The organism is Geobacillus sp. WSUCF-018B (genome assembly GCF_002809985.1).
GTDB lineage: Bacteria > Bacillota > Bacilli > Bacillales > Anoxybacillaceae > Geobacillus > Geobacillus thermophilus.
This window is the reverse complement of the sequence record NZ_PIJF01000048.1, coordinates 1-23,549: the sequence shown is the minus strand read 5'-3', so window position 1 is coordinate 23,549 and position 23,549 is coordinate 1. Positions and strand designations below refer to the sequence as shown.

The 23,549-nt window shown below is 54.5% G+C and carries 23 protein-coding genes and 1 pseudogene; 18 read left to right on the top strand and 6 right to left on the bottom strand.

Going from position 1 to position 23,549, the window contains the following annotated elements:
• Positions 1 to 183: 183 nt before the first annotated feature.
• Positions 184 to 1,155, bottom strand: a pseudogene (locus tag CV944_RS13305) (ABC transporter substrate-binding protein).
• 203 nt (positions 1,156 to 1,358) lie between these two features.
• On the opposite strand from CV944_RS13305, the gene CV944_RS13300 reads away from it, so the two are divergent.
• The 8 genes from CV944_RS13300 to CV944_RS13265 all read left to right on the top strand — a co-directional run bounded on the left by CV944_RS13300 (position 1,359) and on the right by CV944_RS13265 (position 8,378).
• The gene (locus CV944_RS13300) at positions 1,359 to 2,360 is read left to right on the top strand and encodes a FecCD family ABC transporter permease (protein WP_033008726.1); all 1,002 of its coding nucleotides are present in this window, start codon (positions 1,359 to 1,361) and stop codon (positions 2,358 to 2,360) included.
• A complete protein-coding gene (locus CV944_RS13295; RefSeq protein ID WP_100664324.1) occupies positions 2,357 to 3,409 on the top strand; it encodes a FecCD family ABC transporter permease in 1,053 nt (350 codons plus the stop codon). Before CV944_RS13300 ends, CV944_RS13295 begins: the two co-directional genes overlap by 4 nt.
• An 18-nt stretch (positions 3,410 to 3,427) precedes the next feature.
• Positions 3,428 to 4,240, top strand: coding sequence for an ABC transporter ATP-binding protein (locus CV944_RS13290; RefSeq protein WP_100664323.1), 813 nt, complete (start codon positions 3,428 to 3,430; stop codon positions 4,238 to 4,240).
• Positions 4,240 to 4,977 carry an IucA/IucC family C-terminal-domain containing protein gene (locus tag CV944_RS13285; RefSeq protein WP_061567581.1) on the top strand — a complete coding sequence of 246 codons (738 nt, stop codon included), beginning with the start codon at positions 4,240 to 4,242 and terminating at the stop codon, positions 4,975 to 4,977. Before CV944_RS13290 ends, CV944_RS13285 begins: the two co-directional genes overlap by 1 nt.
• A gap of 134 nt (positions 4,978 to 5,111) precedes the next feature.
• Positions 5,112 to 7,091 (top strand): putative bifunctional diguanylate cyclase/phosphodiesterase, encoded by a 1,980-nt coding sequence (locus CV944_RS13280; RefSeq protein ID WP_100664325.1) that lies wholly within the window; start codon positions 5,112 to 5,114, stop codon positions 7,089 to 7,091.
• A gap of 77 nt (positions 7,092 to 7,168) precedes the next feature.
• Positions 7,169 to 7,468 (top strand): DUF5634 family protein, encoded by a 300-nt coding sequence (locus tag CV944_RS13275; RefSeq protein ID WP_033016592.1) that lies wholly within the window; start codon positions 7,169 to 7,171, stop codon positions 7,466 to 7,468.
• A gap of 54 nt (positions 7,469 to 7,522) precedes the next feature.
• Positions 7,523 to 7,690 (top strand): hypothetical protein, encoded by a 168-nt coding sequence (locus CV944_RS13270; RefSeq protein WP_015374646.1) that lies wholly within the window; start codon positions 7,523 to 7,525, stop codon positions 7,688 to 7,690.
• A 61-nt stretch (positions 7,691 to 7,751) separates the two neighbouring features.
• On the top strand, positions 7,752 to 8,378 hold the full coding sequence (locus CV944_RS13265) for a histidine phosphatase family protein (RefSeq protein ID WP_100664322.1): 627 nt from the start codon (positions 7,752 to 7,754) through the stop codon (positions 8,376 to 8,378).
• A 249-nt stretch (positions 8,379 to 8,627) separates the two neighbouring features.
• Here CV944_RS13265 and CV944_RS13260 read toward each other — a convergent pair whose 3' ends face one another.
• From CV944_RS13260 to CV944_RS13250, 3 genes are read right to left on the bottom strand one after another with little or no spacing between them, the layout of a single operon-like run.
• Positions 8,628 to 10,022: a nucleoside recognition domain-containing protein gene (locus tag CV944_RS13260; RefSeq protein WP_100664321.1), complete on the bottom strand. Its 1,395-nt coding sequence runs from the start codon at positions 10,020 to 10,022 to the stop codon at positions 8,628 to 8,630.
• Positions 9,991 to 10,725 (bottom strand): FeoB small GTPase domain-containing protein, encoded by a 735-nt coding sequence (locus CV944_RS13255; protein ID WP_100664320.1) that lies wholly within the window; start codon positions 10,723 to 10,725, stop codon positions 9,991 to 9,993. Before CV944_RS13255 ends, CV944_RS13260 begins: the two co-directional genes overlap by 32 nt.
• Positions 10,715 to 10,972: a FeoA family protein gene (locus CV944_RS13250; protein ID WP_100664319.1), complete on the bottom strand. Its 258-nt coding sequence runs from the start codon at positions 10,970 to 10,972 to the stop codon at positions 10,715 to 10,717. The genes CV944_RS13255 and CV944_RS13250 overlap by 11 nt, the downstream gene beginning before the upstream one ends.
• 237 nt (positions 10,973 to 11,209) lie before the next feature.
• Here CV944_RS13250 and CV944_RS13245 point away from each other — a divergent pair, with 237 nt between their 5' ends.
• A complete protein-coding gene (locus CV944_RS13245) occupies positions 11,210 to 13,198 on the top strand; it encodes an acetoacetate--CoA ligase (RefSeq protein ID WP_199170456.1) in 1,989 nt (662 codons plus the stop codon).
• 392 nt (positions 13,199 to 13,590) lie between these two features.
• On the opposite strand, the gene CV944_RS13240 is transcribed toward CV944_RS13245, so the two are convergent.
• Entirely contained in the window at positions 13,591 to 14,019 is a 429-nt protein-coding gene (locus CV944_RS13240; protein WP_100664317.1) for a hypothetical protein, read from the bottom strand.
• A gap of 157 nt (positions 14,020 to 14,176) precedes the next feature.
• Here CV944_RS13240 and CV944_RS13235 point away from each other — a divergent pair, with 157 nt between their 5' ends.
• From CV944_RS13235 to CV944_RS13195, 8 genes are all read left to right on the top strand, one after another.
• Positions 14,177 to 15,148: an ABC transporter ATP-binding protein gene (locus CV944_RS13235; protein ID WP_063330227.1), complete on the top strand. Its 972-nt coding sequence runs from the start codon at positions 14,177 to 14,179 to the stop codon at positions 15,146 to 15,148.
• Entirely contained in the window at positions 15,145 to 15,918 is a 774-nt protein-coding gene (locus CV944_RS13230) for an ABC transporter permease (RefSeq protein ID WP_100664316.1), read from the top strand. The genes CV944_RS13235 and CV944_RS13230 overlap by 4 nt, the downstream gene beginning before the upstream one ends.
• A gap of 2 nt (positions 15,919 to 15,920) precedes the next feature.
• Positions 15,921 to 16,709, top strand: coding sequence for an ABC transporter permease (locus tag CV944_RS13225; RefSeq protein WP_100664315.1), 789 nt, complete (start codon positions 15,921 to 15,923; stop codon positions 16,707 to 16,709).
• Between the two features lie 364 nt (positions 16,710 to 17,073).
• Positions 17,074 to 18,243, top strand: coding sequence for an acyl-CoA dehydrogenase family protein (locus tag CV944_RS13215; RefSeq protein WP_082825829.1), 1,170 nt, complete (start codon positions 17,074 to 17,076; stop codon positions 18,241 to 18,243).
• Positions 18,244 to 18,365: 122 nt separating this feature from the next.
• Positions 18,366 to 19,301 (top strand): alpha/beta hydrolase, encoded by a 936-nt coding sequence (locus CV944_RS13210; RefSeq protein WP_063330230.1) that lies wholly within the window; start codon positions 18,366 to 18,368, stop codon positions 19,299 to 19,301.
• Between the two features lie 95 nt (positions 19,302 to 19,396).
• Positions 19,397 to 20,080: an SOS response-associated peptidase gene (locus tag CV944_RS13205; RefSeq protein ID WP_011230990.1), complete on the top strand. Its 684-nt coding sequence runs from the start codon at positions 19,397 to 19,399 to the stop codon at positions 20,078 to 20,080.
• Positions 20,080 to 20,484 carry a thiol-disulfide oxidoreductase DCC family protein gene (locus tag CV944_RS13200; RefSeq protein ID WP_100659512.1) on the top strand — a complete coding sequence of 135 codons (405 nt, stop codon included), beginning with the start codon at positions 20,080 to 20,082 and terminating at the stop codon, positions 20,482 to 20,484. Before CV944_RS13205 ends, CV944_RS13200 begins: the two co-directional genes overlap by 1 nt.
• A 62-nt stretch (positions 20,485 to 20,546) precedes the next feature.
• Entirely contained in the window at positions 20,547 to 20,942 is a 396-nt protein-coding gene (locus CV944_RS13195; protein WP_100659513.1) for a hypothetical protein, read from the top strand.
• A gap of 12 nt (positions 20,943 to 20,954) precedes the next feature.
• Here CV944_RS13195 and CV944_RS13190 read toward each other — a convergent pair whose 3' ends face one another.
• Positions 20,955 to 21,524 carry an MFS transporter gene (locus CV944_RS13190; protein ID WP_232722058.1) on the bottom strand — a complete coding sequence of 190 codons (570 nt, stop codon included), beginning with the start codon at positions 21,522 to 21,524 and terminating at the stop codon, positions 20,955 to 20,957.
• 275 nt (positions 21,525 to 21,799) lie between these two features.
• Between CV944_RS13190 and CV944_RS13180 the strand changes: the two genes are divergently transcribed.
• Positions 21,800 to 23,320 (top strand): NAD(P)H-hydrate dehydratase, encoded by a 1,521-nt coding sequence (locus tag CV944_RS13180; protein ID WP_100659515.1) that lies wholly within the window; start codon positions 21,800 to 21,802, stop codon positions 23,318 to 23,320.
• Positions 23,321 to 23,549 lie beyond the last annotated feature (229 nt).

Below are 23,549 nucleotides of genomic sequence, written 5' to 3'. Positions count from 1 at the left end.
ATCCTATTTTCAGCAAAATATAGTTAAGGCGATTCATCTCCCACTTACTCCGCTTCGCTTCGTTGAAGTGGGAGTCTTCTCGCCTAATTAAGATAAAAATGGCTGATCAAGGCAGTGCGTTTTCAATAAGAAAAAAGAAGACGATGCAAAGGAAGAAGAGGCTTTGCATCGTCTTTCACTGCATTACTGGCCTTGCAGAAAATATTTTTCAATATCATCCAACATCAAGTGGGCCGCAAGTACTCCGCCAGCCGTGTTCCAAATCGTGTCGCTCACTTTGTACACTTTGCCTTGTTTCGCGACGTTTAAGTTTTGAAAGAGCGGGTCGTTGATCCATTCTTTTTCGATTTCGCTCGCTTTGCCGTCGCCGGTTTCATATGTAAAGTAGAACAAGATATCGCCATCCATGGCTGGGATGCGTTCTTTCGTCACGCCGGTTTCCGCAAAGTCGTTTACGTTTTGCGATTCCGGGCGGGCGAAGCCGAGTTGGTCTAAAATGACGCCGGAGAACGAGTCTTTATGGTAAATGCGCACGTCGCCGGCCATAAAGCGGACGATCGATACTTTCATCTTCAGTTTATCGCCAAGTTTCGCTTTTAAGTCTTCGATGCGCTTGTCGTATTCAGCGATGACTTGCTTTCCTTTCTCTTCTTTGTTCACGGCTTTCGCATAGAGCATGAAGTTGTCTTTTCAGTTGCCGCGCAGCGTTTCCGCAAACACAGTCGGAGCGATTTGTTTCAGTTGCTCGTAAATTTTTTCATGGCGCATTTTGTTTCCGATGATTAAGTCTGGTTTTAACGCGGCGATCGCTTCCACGTTTGGCTCCGATTCGAGACCGAGCTCTTTGACGCCATCCATTTGGTCTTTAATGTGGTCGTACCACGGATCGCCCGTCCACGATTTGACCGCGCCGACCGGCTTCACGCCTAGCGCGAGCAGCGCTTCCGTTCCTTCGTTCGTTAAAATGACGACCCGTTTTGGCGTCCCTTTGATTTCTGTTGTTTCCATGGCGTGTTCGACCGTATAGCTTCCTTCAGATTTCGGTTCCTTGTTTTCTGCCGGCTCGGCCGTTTCTTCCTGTTTTCCGCCGCAGCCGGCAAGAAGAAGGAGAGAAAGGATGAAGGCGGACAGAAGAGTGAGATGTTTCCGTTTCACAGTGAAATCCCCCTTTATTGTTGATAATGAGTTTCATTTACGCTAATATCATAAATAACAGCGATAATCATTGTCAATAAAAAATGAAAAAATCATGAGAATATCATAAAAAAGATGGCGAAAAATATTGACGATGAGAGTCATTATCAAATAGACTTAACGTATAGATATAGAATGAATGAAGCAAGGGAGATCGCGGGGGAATGTTCGCAACAAACCGTCAAAAAATGATTGGCCTCATCGGTTTGCTGATAGTGCTGCTTGCCGCCATGTGGATGAGCATCGTTTGTGGATATACCGACACGAGTTGGCGGCAGGCGGTGGCGGCTCTTATCGACAATAACGGATCGAACGCCCATTTAGTCGTGGCGACGGTTCGGCTGCCGCGAGCGTTGATTGCGGCAGCCGTTGGCGCAAGCCTAGCGATGGCCGGGGCGCTCATGCAAGCGCTGACGCGAAACCCGCTCGCTTCGCCAGGCATTTTTGGCATTAACGCCGGGGCCGGTTTTTTCATTGTTGTGATGGTCACCTTTTTTTCCATTTCTTCATTGCAAATGTTGTCATGGATCGCGTTTATTGGGGCGGCGGCCGCGGCGGCGATCGTGTTTGTGATCAGCGCCGCAGGGAAAGACGGGCTGACACCGCTGAAGATGACGCTCGCCGGCACGGCGGTCGCGGCTTTATTTGCCTCGCTGACGCAAGGGATGCTGGCGATGAACGAAAAGGCGCTCGAAGAAGTGCTCTTTTGGTTGGCTGGGTCAGTCGCTGGACGAAAGCTGGAGCTGTTGGCCGCCGTTTTTCCGTATTTGGCCGCCGCCTGGCTCGGAGCCATGCTGTTGGCGCGCCATGTCAACATTTTGATGATGGGAGACGATGTAGCGAAAGGACTCGGGCAGCGGACGAATGTGATCAAGGCTGCTGCCGCCCTGTTAGTCGTGCTGCTTGCTGGCGGTTCGGTCGCTGTGGCCGGCCCGATCGGCTTTGTCGGCATCATGGTGCCGCATATGGCGCGGGCGTTGGCCGGCGTTGACCACCGCTGGCTGCTTCCATACTGCGCCTTGCTCGGCGGAATTTTGCTTTTGGCTGCTGATATTGGGGCGCGTTACGTGCTCATGCCGCGCGAAGTGCCGGTCGGCATCGTCACGGCGTTGATCGGCGTTCCGTTTTTCGTCTACATTGCCCGCAGGGGGATCACCGCAAAATGAAAAAATACGTCACGGTTCGGATGGGAAACTATGTATCGTTTTTGTATGACAAAAAAGCTGCCGTCGTGATCACCGCGCTCGGGGCGGCGGCGATTCTGCTTTTTCTCGTCAGCATCGGCAGCGGGGAGATGCGCATTTCGCCGTTTGAAGCGGCCGCTGCGCTGCTCGGATACGGGGAGGAAATGCATCAGACGGTCATTTTGACGTTCCGCCTGCCGCGCGTGTTGGTTGCCTGGCTGGCCGGAATGGCGCTTGCGGCCGCGGGCGCGATTTTGCAAGGGATGGTGCGCAATCCGCTTGCTTCGCCGGATGTGCTCGGCATCACCGGCGGGGCGGCGGCCGCGGTCGTCGCTTTTTTGGCGCTGTTTAGCGATGAAAACAACTCCCTCACCGTCAGCATCCACTGGCTGCCGCTTGCCGCCTTTCTCGGCGCTGCGGCCGCTGCTTGGTTCGTGTATATGCTCGCGTGGAAAAACGGTCTCGCCCCGCTTCGGCTTGTGCTGATCGGCATTGGCATTTCCGCGCTCATGCAGGCAGTGACGACGCTGCTCATGATCGTCGGGCCGATTTACCGGGCGAGCCAGGCGAACGTTTGGATCACCGGCAGCGTATATGGCGCATCTTGGCAGCACGTTTCGCTCATGGCGCCATTGGTCATTGGGCTGCTCCTTATGGCCATGCTCGCAGCCCGACACGTCAATGTGCAGGAGTTAGGAGGCGAGCTGGCGGTTGGGCTTGGCAGTGCAGTCGAACGGCAGCGGCTCGGGCTTGTGCTGCTGAGCACCGCGCTCACCGGGGGGGCGGTGGCGTTTGCCGGCGGCATCGGGTTTGTCGGGCTGATGGCGCCGCATATGGCACGCCGGCTTGTTGGTTCGGCGTTTGGTGCGCTGCTTCCGACGGCGGCGCTGTTAGGCGGCGTGCTCGTCATGGGGGCGGATCTCGCCGGGCGGATGCTTTTAGCGCCGACGGAAATCCCGGCCGGCGTATTTACGGCCGCACTTGGTGCGCCATATTTTATTTATTTGTTGTACCGAACCCGGAAACCATAAATGAAGGAGGGGGCAAACATGCACGCTCTGCAGGCGAAAGAATTGACATTGTCGTACGGGGATGCGCTCATTATCGATCGGTTGAACTTGACGATTCCAAAAGGGAAAATCACGGTGTTCATCGGCGCGAACGGCTGCGGCAAGTCGACGTTGCTGCGCGCCTTGGCTCGTCTGTTGAAGCCGGCAGGCGGCGCTGTCTTGCTTGATGGAAAAGAGATTGCCAAGCAGCCGACCAAGGAAATCGCCCGCCGTTTGGCCATTTTGCCGCAGTCGCCTGTGGCTCCGGAAGGATTGACGGTCCTTCAGCTCGTCAAGCAAGGGCGTTACCCATATCAAACGTGGCTCAAGCAATGGAGCGACGAAGATGAGCGCGCCGTTGCGCGCGCTTTGTCAGCAACAGGACTGACAGAGCTTGCCGAGCGGCCGGTTGATTCGCTGTCCGGCGGCCAGCGCCAGCGCGCATGGATTGCCATGACATTAGCGCAAGAAACAGACATCATCTTGCTTGACGAGCCGACGACGTATTTGGATCTCGCGCATCAAATTGACATTTTAGATTTATTGTTTGAGCTGAATGAAAAAGAACAGCGGACGATCGTCATGGTGCTTCACGATTTGAATTTAGCGTGCCGTTACGCCCATCATCTCGTCGCCATTCGCGATAAAACGGTGTATGCCGAAGGGAAGCCGGAGGATGTCATTTCCCGCCAGCTCGTGAAAGATGTGTTCCAAATGGATTGCCAAATCACGTACGATCCGATCTTTGGCACCCCGCTTTGCATTCCCTATGGGAAAGGACGGCGAATTTTACAGAAAGAAGGCGTATCGTGATGAGACTGCGTGAAGACGAAATGAAAACGTTGGAAACGTACCGTTTTTCGAGCGAAGCTGCTGATGTCTCGTCATCGATGTTGTTGGCCCGGCTGCTGAATGATGACGGGCAGCTCGCGAAGTATGTGGCGCACGTCCGCGCCGAGATGGGGGCGGCAAACGACGCGGTTGCCGCTTCGATGCTCGTCAAGCGCCTAAGCTTTTTGGCGCCGATGGCCTTATACGCCATGTCGGTGTGGAACAAGCGGCTTGTGCTCGATCCTGAGCGAATTTGGCTTGATACGGACGGCGAAGGGGAAATGTGGATGCCGCGCTTTCGCCTTGCGCCGCCGGAAGCGGAGATGTGCGGCATTGAGCGCAGCGGTTGGCGCGAGCAGGCCGTTCGCGACGTGTTCGCCGGCTTGTTCGCTCCGCTCATCGTCCGGTTGCGGCGCCTGACGCGTGTATCGCCGCTCATCTTATGGGAAAATGTCGCGATTTATGTGTACTGGGTATATGAACGTTGGCTTGAGGATGAGTCGCTTGCCCCGGTCGCCGACCGGCTGCGCGATGATTTTTATTTCCTTGTTTATGACGCAGACGGCCGCCTGTTTGGCCAAAAAGACAATCCGCTCCGTCGCTTTTGGAAAGGCGCGAGCGGCATGCAGCGGACAACGTGCTGCCTATACGTGCAAACCAACGGGGGGACATGCTGCCAAACGTGCCCACTCAAAGCCCGCCAGCGGCAAACCGGATGACCGGGAGGCCGCCGGTGGGCAGTTTCATGTTTTTGACAAAATGTTTGCGAAATTTGTTGATTTTTGCCGGTATTTTCGTGAAAATGGAAGTGTGGACATCGCTTATTTTGGTGAAACGGCGAGGTAGCAATTGCATGGACAAATATACGGCCTTTTTCCATCACTTCACAGAAGCAGTGGTCATCTTGAATTTGCAAGGCGTGATCATTTACAACAATCCGACTTTTGCCGGCTTGGCGCTGAGTGAAGAAGAACAGAGGACGCTGTCCGTCGAAGGACGGGCGTTGGTTGAACGGGTGAAACAGCGCCCGGCTGCCTTTCGCTGGGAGTTGCTTGGCGGCTTATTGGTTGCGGGGGTGTCGCCGATCATTGACGAAAACGGACAGGCGGCAGCCGTCTTATGCGTCCTGCGCCGTCAAGCGGAAGAGAGCGGGCTGCAGGAGCGGCTGGCCGAAGCGGAAAGGCGCTTGCAGCTGATCGTCGAACATTCGAGCGATTATGTATTGATTTTTTCCCGCCATGGTGAGTTGGCGTACATTCCGCCGTCGTGGAAACACAAAACGGATGAGCGCCATCCGATAACGTACAAAGATGTGCTGGCGTTTGTCCATCCGGATGATGCGCCGGCGGTGGCGCAAAAACTGGCTGAGCTGTACGATACATATGAAACGCAAGCTGCAGAGTTTCGCAAACAAGGGGAGCAGGGCGAATGGATTTGGGTCGAAGCGCAAGGGAAGGCGATTCTCGACGAGGCAGGGGCATTGGATTGCGTCATTGTAACCGTGAAAAACATCAGCGAGCGGAAACGGTATGAAGAGAAGCTCTGTCAGCTTGCCTACTTCGATTCGCTTACCGGCATCGCCAACCGCAGCTATTTCGAGCGGCATATTCATGAGCTGATCGCGAGTCAGACGCCGTTTGCTCTTTGTTATTTGGATTTTGACAAATTCAAATGGATCAACGATCATTTTTCCCATCAAGCCGGCGATTACTTTTTGCGCGCGGCGGTCAAGCGCGTCGAGCGGGCGTTGCGTCCCGGCGACTTTTTTGCCCGCATCGGCGGTGATGAGTTTGTTCTCTTGCTGCCGAACATAACGAAAACAGAGATGACCGCCTTGGCGGAACAGCTTGTCAGTTCGTTTCACGAGCCGTTTTATTACGAAAAACAGCTGATTCAATCAACATTGTCGATCGGCATCGCTTTTTTCCCGAAAGACAGCGATCGGATCGAGCAAGTGATGAAATACGCCGATCAAGCGTTGTACGAAGTGAAAGAGCGGGGGCGGAACGGCTATGCCTTTTACCGGCCGACCGAGCATCGGCAGGCGGTGATTGAGCAAGATTTGCCGTTTGCTATTATGCGCGGGCAGTTGTATTTATGCTATCAGCCGAAAGTGCAACTTGCTAAAGGAAAGGCGATGGGGGTTGAGGCGCTTTTGCGCTGGCGTCATCCGTCGCTCGGTGAAATTCCGCCGCTCGATTTCATTCCGTTGGCGGAGGAAAGCGGGTTTATTTTTGAAATTACATTATGGGTGTTGGAACAGGCGTCCCGTCAAGTGAAAGAGTGGGAAAGAAAATCTCCGGGCCTCAAGCTCGCAGTCAACTTGTCGCCGTTTTTGCTCAATCGTCCGGAGCTCATCGAGCATGTGAAGCGCATTTTGCGGGAGACGGGGCTTTCGCCCGATCGTCTCATTTTGGAAGTGACCGAAAGCGGACTGATGGAAAACATCGAAACAGGGCAGCACATTTTAACCGAATTGCAACGTCTCGGTGTGCAGGCGGCGATCGATGACTTTGGAACCGGTTTTTCATCGTTGGCTTACATCCGCAATTTGCCGGTGTCGCTGTTGAAAATCGACCGCAGTTTTATTCAAGGCATTGCGGAAAATTCGAAAGATGCAACGATCGTTGATACGATCATTCATTTAGCAAAAAGCCTGGATATTGAAGTATTGGCCGAAGGAGTGGAGACCGAATCGCAAGTGGCGCTTCTGTCGCAAATGGATTGCGACTACGCGCAAGGATTTTATTTCAGCCGTTCGCTTGAAGCGGAAAAGCTGCAACAATGGCTAGAAGAACACAACCGCAACGCTTGCGGCGAACCGCCGGCGTAGCCGATCATTTCCGTTCATTCTTTTCCTCGTTTTGCCGCACACTAACATTGAGCATGGGCAAAGAGGAGGAAAAGAAGATGGAATTTGTGCCAAGAAGCGTCGTGATCGACGAGTTTATCGACACGCTTGAGCCGATGATGGAAGCGTATGGCCTCGACCAAGTGGGCATTTTTGAAGAGCATGGTGAAGGCAATCGCTATTATATCGGTTATACGATCAACAAAGACGACGAGATGATCACCATTCACATGCCGTTTGTCAAAAACGAACGCGGTGAACTGGCGCTTGAGAAGCAGGAATGGACCGTTCGAAAAGACGGTCGGGAGAAAAAAGGCTTTCATTCGCTGCAAGAGGCGATGAAAGAAATCATCCATTAACAAGCAGGCGGCCCAGCTCGGCCGCTTTTTTGGCTGACGGAAGGGGAGAGGAGCATGATTGCGGAACTCCGCATAGCAGATGAAAAAATGGCCGCTATGGTGCTGCGCCTGCAGCGGCGCGCGTATGCGATCGAGGCGCAGCTCATCGGCAGCACAGCGCTTCCGCCGCTTCACGATGCGATCGCTTCTCTGCAACGATGCAGCGAGCGCTTTTTTGGCTAGCTTGCCTGAGCGGGCGGTTGAATGATCGATAGATGAATAGAGAGGAGAAGCAAAGGAACACATGGGGACAACCTTGTATTTGACCAGACATGGGGAAACGAAGTGGAACGTCGAAAAGCGGATGCAAGGCTGGCAAGACTCGCCGCTCACGGAAAAAGGGCGGCAAGACGCCATGCGGCTTGGAAAGCGGCTTGAATCGGTGGAATTGGCCGCGATTTACACAAGCACAAGCGGCCGGGCGCTGGAAACGGCCGAGCTCGTCCGCGGCGGGCGGCTCATTCCGATCTATCAAGACGAGCGACTGCGCGAGATTCGTCTTGGCGATTGGGAAGGCAAGACGCATGACGAGATCCGGGAAATGGATCCGATCGCGTTCGACCATTTTTGGAACGCCCCCCATCTGTACGCTCCAAGGCGAGGCGAGCGGTTTTGCGACGTGCAACAGCGGGCGCTTGAAGCGGTGCGGCGCATCATCGAGCGGCACGAGGGAGAAACGGTGTTAATCGTCACCCACGGCGTCGTGCTGAAAACGCTTATGGCGGCGTTCAAGGGCGCGCCGCTTGACCAGCTGTGGGCGCCGCCGTATATGTACGGCACGAGCGTGACGATTGTGGAGGTGAATGCGGACGTGTTTCGCCTGGTTGTGGAAGGCGATGTTTCCCATCTAGAAGAAGTCAAGGAAGTATAGATAGGGAAGAAGGATGGAGAATTGGAGGCGGCGCTGTTTCTTCGGTTCATCGCCATAATATGCGCTTGGCCAATCGGATCGGTTTCTTGCGCCATCATGCAACCTCATTCATGATTCAAGAAATGGATGAAAGACATGAGTGGGCGCCTTCCAGTACAACGTTTGGTGAAGAACTGCTTTTTCTTATCAAGTCTAGTTGTCCAAAAAAACAGCCCCGTTTCCCTCGATCGGGAAGCGGGGCTGCGCCGTTTATACGAGCCCGAGCCATCTCGCCAGCTGTGCGGTCGTAAAGGTGACCGCAATGGCAATCGCTGTCGGCAAGGCAAAGGCGACGAACGTCCATTTTGCGCTTTTCGTTTCTTTGTAAATGTTGACGAGCGTCGTGCCGCATGGGTAGTGAAGCAGGGAAAACAGCATCATATTAAGGGCGGTGAGCCACGTCCAGCCGTGGTCGAGCAAAAGTTGTTTAAGAGAATGCAGACCATCGGATTCGATGAGCGCCCCCGCGGATAAATAGCCCATCAGCAAAATCGGCACGACAATTTCATTGGCTGGCAAGCCTAAAATGAACGCCATCAAAATGTAGCCATCCAATCCCAATGATTGGGCAAATGGGTCAAGCCAGTGGGCGAAAGCGGCCAGCGCGGTTGTGTCGCCGATATGAAGATTGGCGAGAATCCATGTGATTACGCCGGCTGGCGCCGCAACGGTGACTGCCCGTTTCAGCACATAAAGTGATTTGTCGAGGGTGGCCCGGATGATCGTCTCCATGATTTTTGGGCGTCGGTACGGCGGCAGCTCCAGCGTGTAATGGGTCGGAATGCCGCGCAAGGCCGTCTTGGATAAGACCCATGAAACGGTCAACGTGACGACGATGCCAAACAACACCATGGCGACGACCACACCTGCTGTCACGAACGTGTTCCATCCGCCTGTATAGCCGGCTGCCATAAATAAGGAGGAAAGCAGGATCAGCGTTGGCCAACGTCCATTGCAGGGGACGAAGTTGTTGGTCAAAATGGCCAGCATTCGTTCGCGCGGTGATTCGATAATGCGCGTCGACATGATGGCCGCCGCGTTGCAGCCGAAGCCCATGGCCATCGTCAGTGATTGTTTGCCATGCGCCCCCGCTTTTTGAAACAAGCGATCCATGTTAAAGGCGACACGCGGCAAGTAGCCATAATTTTCGAGCAACGCGAATACGGGAAAGAAAATGGCCATCGGCGGCAGCATCACGCTGACGACCCAAGCCGTGCCGCGGTATAGGCCAAGTACAATGAGGCCGTGCAACCAGTCGGGGGCGTGAATCGCTTGAAAGGCCATGGTGAGATACGTTTCGATCGTTCCGAACAAGCGGGCGAGCGAATCGGAAAAGACGTTGGCGCCGGCGATCGTCATGTAAAGGACAGCGGCGAGAAGCGCCAGCATAATGGGAAATCCCCACCGCCTTGACGTGACGATCCGGTCAATTTGTTCTGTTCGATCGCGTTTTGCGGCCGCTGTATGCGTGACACATTCTTGAGAAAGCGCAGCGGACGTTTGGAAAATGGCAGACACGATCTGTTCACGCGTGTCAGCCGGTGCTAATGACTTGGCTTCGTTCATGAGCTGGTCAAACTGATTTGACAGATCCGCGGCAGGCATACGCGTTCCCCTCCTTGATCAATCGTTGCGGCGGCTGTTTCAGCGCTTGAAGCAGCGATGTATCGCCGTCAAGGAGACGAAGAGCGATCCAGCGAGCAGGATACGTGTCTCCCATTACGTCTTTCACGAGTGGAAGAAGTGTGGCAATGCCTCGTTCGATTTCCGGGCTGTACCGGATGGAAAGCGGGTTCGTGTTGATGCGGCCATGCGCCATGGCATCCACTGTATCAAGCAGTGCATCGATTCCTTCCCGGTTGCGGGCCGAGATCGGCACGACCGGCACGCCGAGCTTGGCGGCTAATTTTTTTGTATTGATATGAATGCCTTTCTTTTTCGCTTCATCCATCAAATTGATGGCGACAATAACCCGATCGGTCATTTCCAATACTTGAAGCGCTAGATTCAAGTTGCGTTCTAATGCCGTCGCATCCACGACAACGACCGTGACGTTAGGACGTTGAAACAGAAGAAAATCGCGCGCCACCTCTTCATCGGCTGAATTGGAATAGAGCGAATACGTTCCCGGCAAGTCGACGATCCGGTACAATGCGCCGCGGTGGCGGCATTCTCCTTCCGCATGAGTGACCGTTTTCCCGGGCCAGTTGCCGGTATGTTGGCGCAGGCCCGTTAAGACATTGAACAACGTGCTTTTGCCGGTGTTCGGATTTCCCATTAAGGCAACGGTATATGTTTTATCCATCATGATCAATCGTCTCCCCGTAAATATAGTCGCTTTCTTCTTTCCTTAATGCGATCGTCGTTCCACAAACGCGATAGGCGGTCGGGTCGCCAAGCGGGCTTCTTTGTCCAACCTTCACTTCCCCGCCGGGTACAAATCCCAAATCAAGCAATCGTCGTTTTAACACAGGATCAGGAACATCAACCTTTTCGATGCGAAAGCGATCACCCGGTTTCGTATCGGAGAGGCGGAAGTGTTTTGCTTTTGCCATAAAAGTTTCCCTCCGGTTAATATTTTTCACTAAAGACATTTTTTTTACTTAGGCCAACTTTTGAATTTATCATATTCCAGTTGCCTCGCTGTTGTCAACCCATTTGCTTCTTCTTTTTCTGACAGAGTTGTCGAACCGACAACTATTCAAAACAGTAGGAAATCATGTTATCATATGAATAGTCTGAACAAACTATTGGCAGAAAGGCGGTGACGGCGTCCATTGACGCACGATGAAATGAAAGCGATTACGGAGGGGACGATTCTTTGGCAGCCGACGGAGGAACAAGTGAAACACTCAAATATTCAACGCTATATGGATTGGCTGAAAGAAAAAAAGGGGTTGTCGTTCGCCTCGTACCGCCAGCTGTGGACATGGTCGGTGGAGCATCTTGAAGAATTTTGGGAAACGGTTTGGCAATATTGCGAGGTGCAGGCGGCGACGCCGTACGAATGCGTGCTGCGGGAGCGGAAGATGCCGGGGGCGGAGTGGTTCCCGGGGGCGACGCTCAATTATGCAAGCCATATTTTTCGGCATGCGCGCCCCGACCGCCCAGCCATCATCTTCCTTTCGGAACGCGTCCCGTACCGGGAAGTGTCATGGCAGGAGCTCGCCGAAAAAACGGCGGCAATCGCCAAAGCGTTGCGCGCGATGGGAGTAAAGCGCGGCGACCGCGTTGTCGCTTACATGCCGAACATTCCGGAGACAGTGATGGCTTTTTTGGCGTGTGCGTCCATCGGCGCCATTTGGTCCAGCTGCTCGCCCGATTTTGGCGCCGGCAGCGTCATCGACCGGTTCGCGCAAATCGAGCCGACGGTCTTGTTTGCTGTCGACGGCTGCCAATACAACGGCAAAGAATTTGACAAAATGCCGGTCGTATCGGAATTGCGCGCCAAATTGCCGTCGTTGAAAAAGACGGTGCTGCTCTCGTATTGGCGCGGGCAGATGGAAGCGCCGGATGAGGGCGTCGTGCTGTGGGACGATGTCGTGGCGGACAAGGCGGAACTCGTCTATGACGACGTTCCGTTTAGTCATCCGCTTTGGATTTTGTATTCTTCGGGAACGACCGGTTTGCCGAAACCGATCGTCCAGGGGCATGGCGGCATTTTGCTTGAGCATTTAAAAGCGCTCACGATTGCGGAAAACTTGACGAAAGACAGCACGTTTTTCTGGTTTACAACGACCGGGTGGATGATGTGGAACTTTTTGATCGGCGGGTTGCTTGCCGGCTCGACCATCGTGCTTTATGACGGCAGCCCGACCTACCCGGACGGCAATGTCTTATGGGATCTTGCCGAGAAAGCAGGCATCACCCATTTCGGCACGAGCGCGGCATTTATCAACATCTGCATGAAGCTCGGCCTGAAGCCAAAAGAGCAATATGACTTGTCAAAGCTCGAGGCCGTGCTCTCGACCGGTTCGCCGCTGACGGTCGAAGGGTTCGCATGGGTGTATGAAAACGTCAAGGACGATATTTGCCTCGCGTCATGCAGCGGGGGAACGGATGTGTGCACCGCGTTTGTCGTCGGCTCCCCCATTTTGCCGGTGCGCGCCGGCGTCCTCTCGTGCCGCGCGTTGGGCGCGGATGTGCAGGCGTTTGACGAAAACGGCCGGCCGCTTGTCAATGAAGTCGGTGAACTTGTCATCACAAAACCAATGCCGTCGATGCCGCTCTTTTTCTGGAACGATCCAGACGGCGAACGGTACCGGAACAGCTATTTTGACACGTACCCGGGCGTCTGGAAGCACGGCGACTGGATTAAAATTGACGAACAAGGGGGATGCGTCATTTACGGGCGCTCCGACTCGACGATCAACCGCGCCGGCGTCCGCATGGGCACGAGCGAAATTTACCGCGCCGTCGAAGCGGTTGACGGGGTGTTGGAGAGCCTTGTTGTCGACTTGGAAATGATGGGCAAGCAATCGTTCATGCCGCTGTTTGTCGTTCTCAAGCCGGGCGCGGTGCTCGATGACGACCTGAAAGACCGCATCCGCCAGTCGATTCGGCGGCACGTTTCGCCGCGGTTTATTCCAGATGAAATTTACGAAGTGAAGGAAATTCCGAAAACGTTAAACGGAAAGAAAATGGAAATCCCGATCCGCAAGCTGCTTTTGGGCTTCCCGCTCGAAAAAGCCGTCAACCCCGGCTCGATGGCCAACCCGGAGGCGCTCGACTTTTTCCGCGAGCTGGCGAAGACGCTGGCGGCAAAGACGCAAATAAGCTGAAGTCCCTTTTTGGAAGCGTGCGAAAGGTTGTTATTAAGTGGAGATGCTTAATAACAACCTTTCTATGTATTAGTGAATTATAAATAGAGGAGTCGGGGGCATGGAAGAAAGCAAGCGGACTAGGCTAGTTTGGAAATCCATCGGTGATTGAGGAGCGGACGACGGTGAAAGAGATGTTGGGGCGATGAGACGAGACGGTGTCCGTTTTCATGATGAGAAAGTCCGGAAGATCTGTTTAGGAGAACCTTCCGGGCTTCATTTGCGGCGACGATGATTCGGAGTTTTAGTATGACGTAAGCAGGGGGATGTTGTTTGATGATGGCTATGTTCACACAGGATATGGAACAAGCGTTAAACGTCGAAGAGATCAACGAAATGGAGCGGACTGACGTCTAGTACATATTGAGCGCCGTCTTGACCCGCTTGATCTCCTTTTTGTTTTCAAACAGTTCCTCAACTAGAATTTTTTGGCCGTTGGCGACATCAGTGAGCCGTTTGTCCATGTCGGCCACTTGCTGGCTTAATTGGTTGAGTTGTTCATTCGTTTGTTGCACTTGTTTGGCGAGCTGGTCGACGTGCTCATGAGTTTGCTGTACTTGGTGGTTCAGCTGCTGCACTTGGCTGTTAAGGTGTTGGACTTGTTGGCCCAGTTGCTGCACTTGCTCGTTTGTTTGTTGCACCTGTTGGCCCAGTTGCTGCACTTGCTCGTTTGTTAGTTGCACCTGTTGGCCCAGTTGCTGTACTTGTCCATTTGTTTGCTGCAGCTGCTCGGCAAGTTCTTTAATCGCTTGCCAAATCATTTCATTTGAGATCGCTCCCATTCGACAATCCCCTTTCTGGTTCGATTCTCCTTCTATTATACATGACGAAAGAAAGAGATGATAGAAGAAAGATGACGAAACGTTTTTCTTTGCGGCGCGCCCCCTCGGTGTGATATACAAAAGAGTGTCAACAGTACACTATTGGAGGATGGGCACTGTGATCCGTGTCAGCCATTTGCATAAATCGTTCCGCGTTCATCGCCGCGATGCGGGATGGCTTGAGGCGGTTCGCCATTTGTGGCGGCGCGACTATCGCGTCATTGAGGCGGTGAAGGACGTTTCGTTTACGATTGAGAAAGGGGAAATCGTCGGCTTTTTAGGGCCAAACGGGGCGGGGAAAACGACGACGATGAAAATGTTGGCCGGCCTCTTGCATCCGACGTCAGGGGAGATCACGGTCGGCGGGTTTGTGCCGTTTGAGCAAAAGCCGGAGTTTAAAAAAATGATGAGCTTGGTGATGGGGCAAAAAAGCCAGCTCATTTGGGACATTCCGCCAATGGAGACGTTTTTGGTCAATAAAGCGATTTATGACATCGACGATCGGTCGTTCCGCCAGACGCTTGAGGAATTGACGGAACTGCTCGACTTGGCCCCGCTTCTTGATAAGCCGACGCGCAGTCTGTCGCTTGGCCAGCGGATGCGCTGCGAGCTGGCAGCGGCGCTGTTGCATCGGCCGCACGTGTTGTTTTTGGACGAACCGACGATCGGGCTGGACGTTCATACACAAGAAAACGTGCGCCGTTTTATCGTGGACTACAATCGCGAGCATGAGACGACGATTTTGTTGACGTCGCACTATATGGGCGATGTCGCGGCGCTTTGCGACCGGGTGATGATCATTAACTACGGGCGATTGATTTACGATGGGGAGCTGTCGGTGCTGACGGAGAAGCTGGCGCCGTACAAGCGATTGGAAGTCCGGTTTTCACGAGTTCCGGACATGGATTGGGGAGAGTATGGCGAAGTGGCGGAAATCGAAGAAGGAACAGTCGTATTGCGGGTGGCGCGCGAGAAGGCGGCGGGGACAGCAGCGCGGTTATTGGAACGGTTTGATGTCCGCGACATCAATATTGAAGACCCGCCGCTTGAGGAAGTGATTACGCGCGCGTTTTGGGAGGAGCACGTATGATTCGCAAATATATCGCCCTGCTGCGGATGAAATACATCGAAATGCTCGCGTATCGCTTGGCGACGTTTGTCTGGATGACGGGCGCCATCACCCAGCCGCTCATTACGATGTTTGTCTGGATGAACATTCATCCGGAAGAGAGCGAGTCGTTTCTGTTCTATTTTATGGCGGTCATATTCGTCGAGCGGATGACGAGCGCGTGGGACGTGTGGGAGTTGGACCGTGAAATTCGCGAAGGGACGTTTTCAAATTGGCTGTTGCGTCCGCTTCATCCGATCCATTGGGCGATTGCGGAAAACATCGTGTACAAATGGCTGTTTGCCGTCGTTTTAGTGCCGGTTTGGCTGGCGGGGGCGGTGTTTTGGCCTGCGCTTCGCCCGCACATGACGGGAGGCCAGGCGGCGTTGTTTTTGGCGGCGGTCGTGTTGGGTGCGGCGCTTCGCTTTTTGCTTAGCTACTCGTGCGGGCTGCTGGCGTTTTGGGTCACAAAGGTGGCGGCGGTGTACGGGGTGATCGATGTGATGTCGCTGTTTTTGTCAGGGCGAATCGCGCCGCTTGAGTTTTTGCCGCCGACGCTTCGCGAATGGAGCGAGTGGCTGCCGTTTCGCTATATGATCAGTTTCCCGATTGAAATCGCCACCGGGGCGGCAGGCGGCGGAGAAATAATGCGCGGCTTTGCGATTGCGGCCGGGTGGATGGTCGTGTTTGTCGTGGGGTTGCAGTGGCTTTGGAAAGCGGGAATGCGAAAAAACCAGGCGGTAGGTGGGTGAACATGCGGCGATATGGACGAGTGTTCCGCGAGTTTTTCCGCGCCTGTTTGGTTGAGGAACTCGAGTACCGAAGCGAATTTTTGGGCAATGTGATCGCCAGCTTTTTTGGCGTCGGCATCGCCCTGCTTACGGTCCATATCTTTTTTTATCAGACGGATCGCCTAGGCGGCTGGACGTATGGGGAAGTGCTGGTGTTGCTCGGCGTTTTTAATACGCTGCGCGGATGGATCGATTTCGCGCTTCGGCCGAACATGCCGCGGCTGCTTGAGCACGTCCGGCGCGGCACGCTCGATTACGTGTTGACGAAGCCGGTCGACAGCATGTTTTACGTCAGCTTCCGCCATCTTGTCTTTTGGCGGCTGATCGATGTAGCGCTTGGCCTCGGCGTCATCGGTTATGGCTTGTATGCCGAGCGCTGCGTTCCGTCGGCGGCGGACGTGCTGATGTTTTTGATCGTGATGGTTGCTTCGCTTTTGCTTATTTATTCGTTATGGATGATGCTCATGACGACGTCGTTTTGGGTGGTGCGCATTGATGATTTGTCGTTTATTTTCGACTCGTTTTTTGATACGGCCCGCTTCCCGGGCAGCATGTACCGCGGCGCGGTGCGCTTCGTGATTACGTACGTTCTGCCGGCGGTGTTGATCACCAATACGCCGGCTTTGGCGCTGCTTGGGAAATGGCGCATCCCGACAGCGCTGGCGGCTTTGGCTGCGGCCATTCTCTTTTTATGGCTGGCCCGTCGCTTTTGGCGGTTTGCCTTGCGCTTTTACACCGGGGCGGGCGGGTGAGGAAACGGCTCCTTAGACAGGGGCTTTTTTCTTTTGTCATGGTGATTTCGCCAGGGAATCAGCGGCGCGTATATCGACCCATGCCGTCCGATTCGCTTCTGGCCGCCATGAATAATGGAAAAGCGTTTCAGTGCTGATGACCTGTGCGTTCGGTCGACTGTCTCTTTCTTTGCATTGGCTTAGGATGTCTCCTTTCGCCGACGGCTCCCAGATCCATTTTTTCCATATTGATGGTTGGATGGCGGAGAGAATGGACACGGAGAAGGGGGAGGATGACTGTTTCTTTGCTTTCATATTCGTTGACTTTTACGTAAACGTCAATTAAAATAAAATTCAGAATATTGATTCTAGAAAAGGGATGGCCATGCACTATTTCACCATTTCCGATTTGGCGCAAGAGTTTGATGTGAGCACACGGACGATCCGCTATTATGAAGAACGCGGATTGCTCTCCCCAATCCGGACCGAGTCAGGGCAGCGGCTGTATACGAAAAAGGAGCGGGCGAAACTCAAGCTCATTTTGCGCGGCAAACGGTTCGGCTTTTCGCTTGACGAAATTCATGAGATGATTGCGCTGTTTGATGAGGATCGCACGGGGAAGAAACAGCTTGAAAAAACGGTCGAATACGGGCGGCGGAAATTGAAGGAGGTGAGCGAGCGGATCGAGGATTTGCTTCAGCTGAAGGCGGAGATGGAAGCGCTTAATCTCTCGCGCGTCTGCAATGCGGTTGCTTCCGTCGGCATCATGAAGCGGGCGCTTGAAGAGGCGAAACAATACGCCGAGCGGCGCACGGCCTTTGGCCATGTGTTGACGAATTACCCGATGGTGCGCGGGACGCTCGCCAATTTGACAGCGAGACAGGAAGTGGAAACGAGCGCCTGCTTTGACATGATCGCCTTGTTTGACCGCGTCATGGCTGCGCCGCATGAAGCGAGCGAGGCGGAGAAAGCATGGCTCAGGCTTTTGATCGCACTTCTTAAAATGCGCACCGCCGAAGAGGCGATTGCCTTTAGCCATGAGGCGATTGAACTGCACGGCGGCAACGGGTATATTGAAGATTTTGTTACGCCACGCCTGTTGCGCGATGCGCAAGTGCTGACGGTTTGGGAGGGGACGGCGAACATTTTGGCGCTCGAGGTGCTGCGTTTGATGCGCAAATACCGCATTCACGAGCGGTTCATCGCGGAGATGAAGGAGCGGCTTGAGCGGTTGACGGCTAAGGTTAAGCCGCTTGCCCGCCCGGCTGAAGAAGGGTTGAAGGAGTTGGTGGCCGCGCTCGCCCGTCTTGGCGGCCAAGCGGATGAGGTGCAGACGTTCCACGCGAAAGCGATTGCCAATCGGATGTGTGATCTGTATTTGAGCATCATCGCCCTTGAACGCGGGCAAGAAGACGAACGGAACAGGTTGATCGCTGAGCTGTTTTTGCGCCATGTTTGGGAGCGCGGGCTCGTCGATGAACGCATGACGTCGGTGCGCGAGTTTGACTTGATCGTCAGATGTAAAGGAGCGTCTGTGCCGCTCGCGCATTCGTAAGTTGGCGGCATGAAGCGGGCCATGGGCGAAAGGGATGTTCGTTTTTGGCGGACATCTCTTTTTTTGACTGCCAAATGAGCAATTCAACAAGTAGGATGAAAGAAAGGAAGGGGAAAACGGACATGGAAGTGGTGCGCACGCCGCGCCGGACAAAACGGCGCGTTTGGATTTCTGCGGCCATTGGCGTTGTCATTTTGGGGTTGCTCGCCTGCGTCGGTTTGTCCGTTTATGTCGGCTGGCAGCTGACGCATAAACCGCGCGAGCCGGTTACCATGACGCCGAAAGACTATGGCATGGCGTATGAAAGTGCGACATTTACAAGCAAAGATGGGAAAACGGCGCTCGAAGGCTGGATCATTCCGCCTAAAGGAGCGGCGAAGATGACGGTCATTTTTGCCCATGGGTATGCCGGCAACCGGATTCAGAAAAACGTGCCGTTTTTGCCGCTCGCCAAGCGGCTTGTTGACGACGGATACCGCGTCATCTTGTTCGACTTTCGCGCGAGCGGCGAGTCGGAAGGCGATATGATTACGATCGGCGTCAAAGAGAAAGACGATCTGCTTGGCGTCATTGATTACGCGAAAAAGCACTTCGATGAGCCCATTGCCCTGTATGGTGTTTCAATGGGGGCGGCGACATCGATTTTGGCGGCGGCAGAGGACCAGGATGTGCGCGGGGTGATTGCCGACAGCCCGTTCAGCGACCTCGAATCATATTTGCGCGCCAATATGCCGGTGTGGACGCACTTGCCGAACGTGCCGTTTACGTATTTGATTTTGGCGATCATTCCGGCGCTGGCTGATTTGGATTTGGGCGTGTCTTCGCCCATCCATGCGGTCGATCGTGTCGCGCCGAGGCCGATTTTGTTCATCCACAGCAAAAACGACCGTTCGATTCCGTATGAAGAAAGCGTAAAACTGTACAAAACCCATCCGGATGTGTTTCAGCTATGGCTGACGGACAAAGCGGATCATGTGAAAAGTTTTTCTCTCTACAGCGATGAGTATGTAGAAAGAGTGTCGGCGTTTTTGCGCTCATTGGTAAAAACTTCTTCGTAAGGCGGCTGCGATTCGTGTTCGGCCGCTTTTTGTATTATAATGGAAGAAATAGAGAATGAAGATGGCATTGATCAACGAATCGAGGAGTGAATGCCATGTGCGGTCGGTTTACGTTGACAGTTGATTTGGAAACATTGCGGGCGTTGTTTCGTTTCCGTTATCAAGGTTCGCTTGCGCCTCGGTTCAACATCGCCCCGAGCCAGGAGGTGTTGACGGTCATTGTGGAAGAAGGGGAGCGAATCGGCAAAATGATGCGCTGGGGGCTTGTGCCGTTTTGGGCGAAAGATGATCGCATCGGTGTCAAAATGATCAACGCCCGGGCGGAAACAGTCGATGAGAAGGCGAGTTTTCACCATGCGTTCAAGCGGCGGCGCTGTTTGATTTTAGCCGATGGATTTTATGAGTGGAAAAAAGAGGGATCGAAAAAAGTGCCGTATCGGTTTACGCTTGCAACGGATGCGCCGTTTGGGTTTGCCGGTCTGTGGGAGCGCTGGGAGGGAGCGAGCGGGCCGCTTGAGACGTGCACGATCATGACGACGAGGGCGAACGAGCTCATCGCCCCCATTCACGATCGGATGCCGGTCATATTGCCTCCCGAGCAGCATGAAGACTGGCTGGATCCGCGTTTAGACGACAGCGAGTATTTGAAATCGTTGCTGCGTCCGTATCCGAGCAGCGAGATGCGCATGTACGAAGTGGCGCCGCTGGTCAACTCGCCGAAAAACGACGTGATCGCCTGCATCGAGCCGGTCGACAGCCGGTCAATGGAGGGAACGTGATGCATCCTGTCATCTTATTTGATGGCGATTGCCTGTTTTGCCATGCGAGCGCACACTGGATCGCCGCCCGCGACCGCCAGGCGGTGTTCCGCTTTGCGGCGCAACAGAGCGCCGTTGGTCAAGCATTGTTAGCCAAGCAGGAGATGTCAGCGGGAGACAGCGTCGTCCTCATCGAGAACGGGTGCTGTTATGTAAAATCTGATGCTGTCCTGCGCATCGGACGACATCTGGCCTGGCCGTGGAATTGGCTGGCAGCCGTCGGGTTTCTCGTTCCGCGGCTGTTGCGCGATCATATGTATGATCAGATTGCGAAACGTCGGCATCGTCTCGCACCGAAGCACGATCATTGCCAGTTGCCGCCTCCTGAACTGCGGGCTCGTTTTCTTGATGAATTGCCGCGGTAAAGAAGGAAAATATGTTTGTTTGTCGTATTGAAAAGAGAAAGAAATAAGGGAGGGGAAATGGCATGGCGAACGAAACAAAACGGTGGCTCGAACAATGCACGGCTGCGGCGCTTGAGCAGTTCGCCGATGATTTGGCAGTCGAAGCAGAACAAAGCGAGGAAGAAGCCCGCCGTCGATTTTACGAAGGCATGGCAGTAGCAGCCAAGCTCGTGGCATTGCGGTGGGAGGGAAAATGCGCGTACATCGACGACGATTTGGTCGACAATGTGTATGAAGCGATTGCCGTCTTTTCTCTTGAAAAGCTGGAGGAAGAGTTGACGGGTGAAACGCAAACCGATCCCAACGAGCGCTGTTCGTTTTGCCTGAAAGAAAAGCCAAGGCTGGCCAAAGGTCCGCTGGCGGCCATTTGCGATGATTGCCTGCAGTTTGGGCTGCAAGTGATCACCAAGCAATCATGACGGAGGCGGCGGTCATCGCGAAGGCGATGGCCGCCGTTTTTCCGCATAGAAGATAAGCGGGCCGGACAGGGCGAGGAGTGCGATGACAAAAGCGATGACGCCGCTCCAATGGAAATGCGTCCAGACGCAGCCGCCGGCTGTTCCGGCAAGGCTTGACCCTAAATAATAGAAAAGAAGATACAAGGAAGACGCCTGCGCCTTATAGACGTGCGCCTGTTCGCCGATCCAGGCGCTGGCGATGGAGTGGCAGCCGAAAAAGCCAAACGTAAACAGCGCCAAACCGGCTATTTTCACGAGCACGGACGGAGCGAGCGTGGCGAGCGCCCCGATCGCCGTCAAAGCGACCGACAAACGCAAGGTGCAGGCGTGGCCGCGAAGATCCGCCCGCCGTCCCATATAGACAGAGCCGATGCCGCCAAATATGTAAACGATAAACAAAAAGCCGAGCACGGATTGTCGGAATGAATACGGAGGCTCGCTCAGCAAAAAGCCGATGTAATTGTACAGCGTCACAAACCCGCCGAAAAAGAGCGATATGCTTGCTTTCAGATAGGTGATGCTTCCCTTTTCGATGTATGTCAAGGTCGGTCGCCTCTTTTTTTCGAGTGAACGAAGACTGAACATTTCTACTTTCTACTATACTGCTTTTCCCGATTGATCGTCTACAAAAAGAAACACCCGCCGCCCGCAAGGCGGCAGATGTTGGTGAGATTTGAATTTGTCCGAGTCAATGCCCATCGGGGCGGTCGGTGCAACGATGGCCTCTAAAAGATCTAAGTGGTATTCTTTTGCGAAGTTTCCTGGTAAAATTGTACAATTTATATGTATGGGAAGAACAATCGAAAGGGGCAACGTATATGATTCCGATCGTAACGGCTGAGGAAATGTACGCCATTGACCGGGAAGTGACGGAGCGGATCGGCATCAGCGCTGACTCGTTGATGGAAAACGCCGGACAGGCGCTGTTTTGGGCGCTGAAGAAGCGGATTCCGCCCGCTGCCAAGGTGGCGGTGCTCGCGGGCACGGGCAACAACGGCGGCGATGGGTTCGTCATCGCGCGCATGTTGAAAAGTTATGGCTATGAAACCGATGTCTGGCTCGTTCCGCCAAAGGAAAAGGTGAAAGGGGCGGCGCGCACGGCGCTTGAGGTGTACGAGCGGTCCGGTTATGCATGGATCGCTTATGAAGGAAAAGAGCGGGAGTTGGCGGCGCTCTTGCCGCATTATGACATCATCATTGACGCCTTGCTTGGCATCGGCGTCAAAGGGGACGTACGTCCGCCATATAAGGAAATCATCGAGCAAGTGAACCGTTCGCCGGCGGTCGTTTATGCGATTGACGTGCCGAGCGGGGTGCCGGCGGACGGTGGGGAAGCCGGCATGGCGGTCCGCGCTGATGCGACACTGACGGTGCAATGCCCGAAACTTGGGGCGTACACGTTCCCGGCGGCCGATTATTACGGAGAGCTCACCGTCGTGGATATCGGCATTCCGCCGGCGGCGGTGCAGGCGAAGGCGGCTGCTCGGTTTTTGTGGGAAAAGAGCGATGTGGTGCGGACGATGCCGAAGCGAACACGGTCATCGCATAAAGGAACGTACGGCAAGCTGCTCATTGTCGGCGGGTCCAAGGCGATGGCCGGCGCGGTGACACTCGCCGCGAAGGCGGCGCTTCGCAGCGGGGCGGGGCTGGTGACGATCGCCGTTCCGGAAGCGATGTATGAGGCGGTCGCCAACCGCGTGCCGGAGGCGATGTGTCGATTATGGCCGGCCGAGGGCGGCGCGTTTGCCGGCGCGGCCGATTGGGACGGGCTTGAGATCGATGCGATCGCGGTCGGCCCAGGGATGGGCCGGACGGAAGGGGTTCGCCGCTTGGTCAATGAGCTTGTGCGCCAGCCGGTGCCGCTTGTCATCGACGCCGATGCCTTGTTTTTTTGGGGCGACTACGCCGAGCTGGTGCGCGAACGGAGCGCGCCGACGGTGATCACGCCGCATCCGGGGGAAATGGCGCGCCTCCTTCGCCGCCCGGTCAGCGAGGTGGAACGCGACCGGTTTGGCGTGTCGAAGCGGCTGGCGATGGAATATGGCGTCTATGTCGTGTTGAAAGGGCCGTATACGATTGTGACAGCGCCGGACGGGGCGCAATATGTAAACGCGACCGGCAATCCGGCCTTGGCGAAAGGCGGGAGCGGCGACGTGTTGACGGGCATCGTGGCGGCGTTTTTGCTGCAGCACGAGGCGGTGCAGCCGGCGGTGAGCAATGCAGTGTTCGTGCATGGAAAGGCTGCTGATTGGCTTGTTCAACACGGTCATTCGTCCTGGGATGTATTGGCGTCGGACGTTGTGGATGCCTTGCCGGCTGTGCTCACTTCGCTGACGTGATCAACCGGCCCATTGAAAGGGACAATGGGGGATGAACACGATTCCTGCCGGTTTGCGATGACCGGCTGGCGTATGGGCTGTGTCAACTACCCCCACTTAGCTAACGCTTGAAGTGGGGGCTTGCAACTCTCCAGAAGTACAAGCGGACTTCGTCCTCCTTCCTTGACTTGGGGTTGCATCAGGGCAGGTTGACAACTACCCAACGACGCAGGTCATGCCTGCATCGTTA

Bases quoted from the DNA above. Each gene is read 5' to 3' on its own strand.
- CV944_RS13250 (WP_100664319.1), bottom strand. From the start codon at position 10,972: ATGGCAAAAGCAAAACACTTCCGCCTCTCCGATACGAAACCGGGTGAT.
- CV944_RS13255 (WP_100664320.1), bottom strand. From the start codon at position 10,725: ATGATGGATAAAACATATACCGTTGCCTTAATGGGAAATCCGAACACC.
- CV944_RS13295 (WP_100664324.1), top strand. From the start codon at position 2,357: ATGAAAAAATACGTCACGGTTCGGATGGGAAACTATGTATCGTTTTTG.
- CV944_RS13225 (WP_100664315.1), top strand. From the start codon at position 15,921: ATGCGGCGATATGGACGAGTGTTCCGCGAGTTTTTCCGCGCCTGTTTG.
- CV944_RS13290 (WP_100664323.1), top strand. From the start codon at position 3,428: ATGCACGCTCTGCAGGCGAAAGAATTGACATTGTCGTACGGGGATGCG.
- CV944_RS13200 (WP_100659512.1), top strand. From the start codon at position 20,080: ATGCATCCTGTCATCTTATTTGATGGCGATTGCCTGTTTTGCCATGCG.
- CV944_RS13280 (WP_100664325.1), top strand. From the start codon at position 5,112: ATGGACAAATATACGGCCTTTTTCCATCACTTCACAGAAGCAGTGGTC.
- CV944_RS13265 (WP_100664322.1), top strand. From the start codon at position 7,752: ATGGGGACAACCTTGTATTTGACCAGACATGGGGAAACGAAGTGGAAC.
- CV944_RS13240 (WP_100664317.1), bottom strand. From the start codon at position 14,019: ATGGGAGCGATCTCAAATGAAATGATTTGGCAAGCGATTAAAGAACTT.
- CV944_RS13285 (WP_061567581.1), top strand. From the start codon at position 4,240: ATGAGACTGCGTGAAGACGAAATGAAAACGTTGGAAACGTACCGTTTT.
- CV944_RS13270 (WP_015374646.1), top strand. From the start codon at position 7,523: ATGATTGCGGAACTCCGCATAGCAGATGAAAAAATGGCCGCTATGGTG.
- CV944_RS13230 (WP_100664316.1), top strand. From the start codon at position 15,145: ATGATTCGCAAATATATCGCCCTGCTGCGGATGAAATACATCGAAATG.
- CV944_RS13275 (WP_033016592.1), top strand. From the start codon at position 7,169: ATGGAATTTGTGCCAAGAAGCGTCGTGATCGACGAGTTTATCGACACG.
- CV944_RS13210 (WP_063330230.1), top strand. From the start codon at position 18,366: ATGGAAGTGGTGCGCACGCCGCGCCGGACAAAACGGCGCGTTTGGATT.
- CV944_RS13300 (WP_033008726.1), top strand. From the start codon at position 1,359: ATGTTCGCAACAAACCGTCAAAAAATGATTGGCCTCATCGGTTTGCTG.
- CV944_RS13195 (WP_100659513.1), top strand. From the start codon at position 20,547: ATGGCGAACGAAACAAAACGGTGGCTCGAACAATGCACGGCTGCGGCG.
- CV944_RS13245 (WP_199170456.1), top strand. From the start codon at position 11,210: ATGAAAGCGATTACGGAGGGGACGATTCTTTGGCAGCCGACGGAGGAA.
- CV944_RS13205 (WP_011230990.1), top strand. From the start codon at position 19,397: ATGTGCGGTCGGTTTACGTTGACAGTTGATTTGGAAACATTGCGGGCG.
- CV944_RS13215 (WP_082825829.1), top strand. From the start codon at position 17,074: ATGCACTATTTCACCATTTCCGATTTGGCGCAAGAGTTTGATGTGAGC.
- CV944_RS13260 (WP_100664321.1), bottom strand. From the start codon at position 10,022: ATGCCTGCCGCGGATCTGTCAAATCAGTTTGACCAGCTCATGAACGAA.
- CV944_RS13180 (WP_100659515.1), top strand. From the start codon at position 21,800: ATGATTCCGATCGTAACGGCTGAGGAAATGTACGCCATTGACCGGGAA.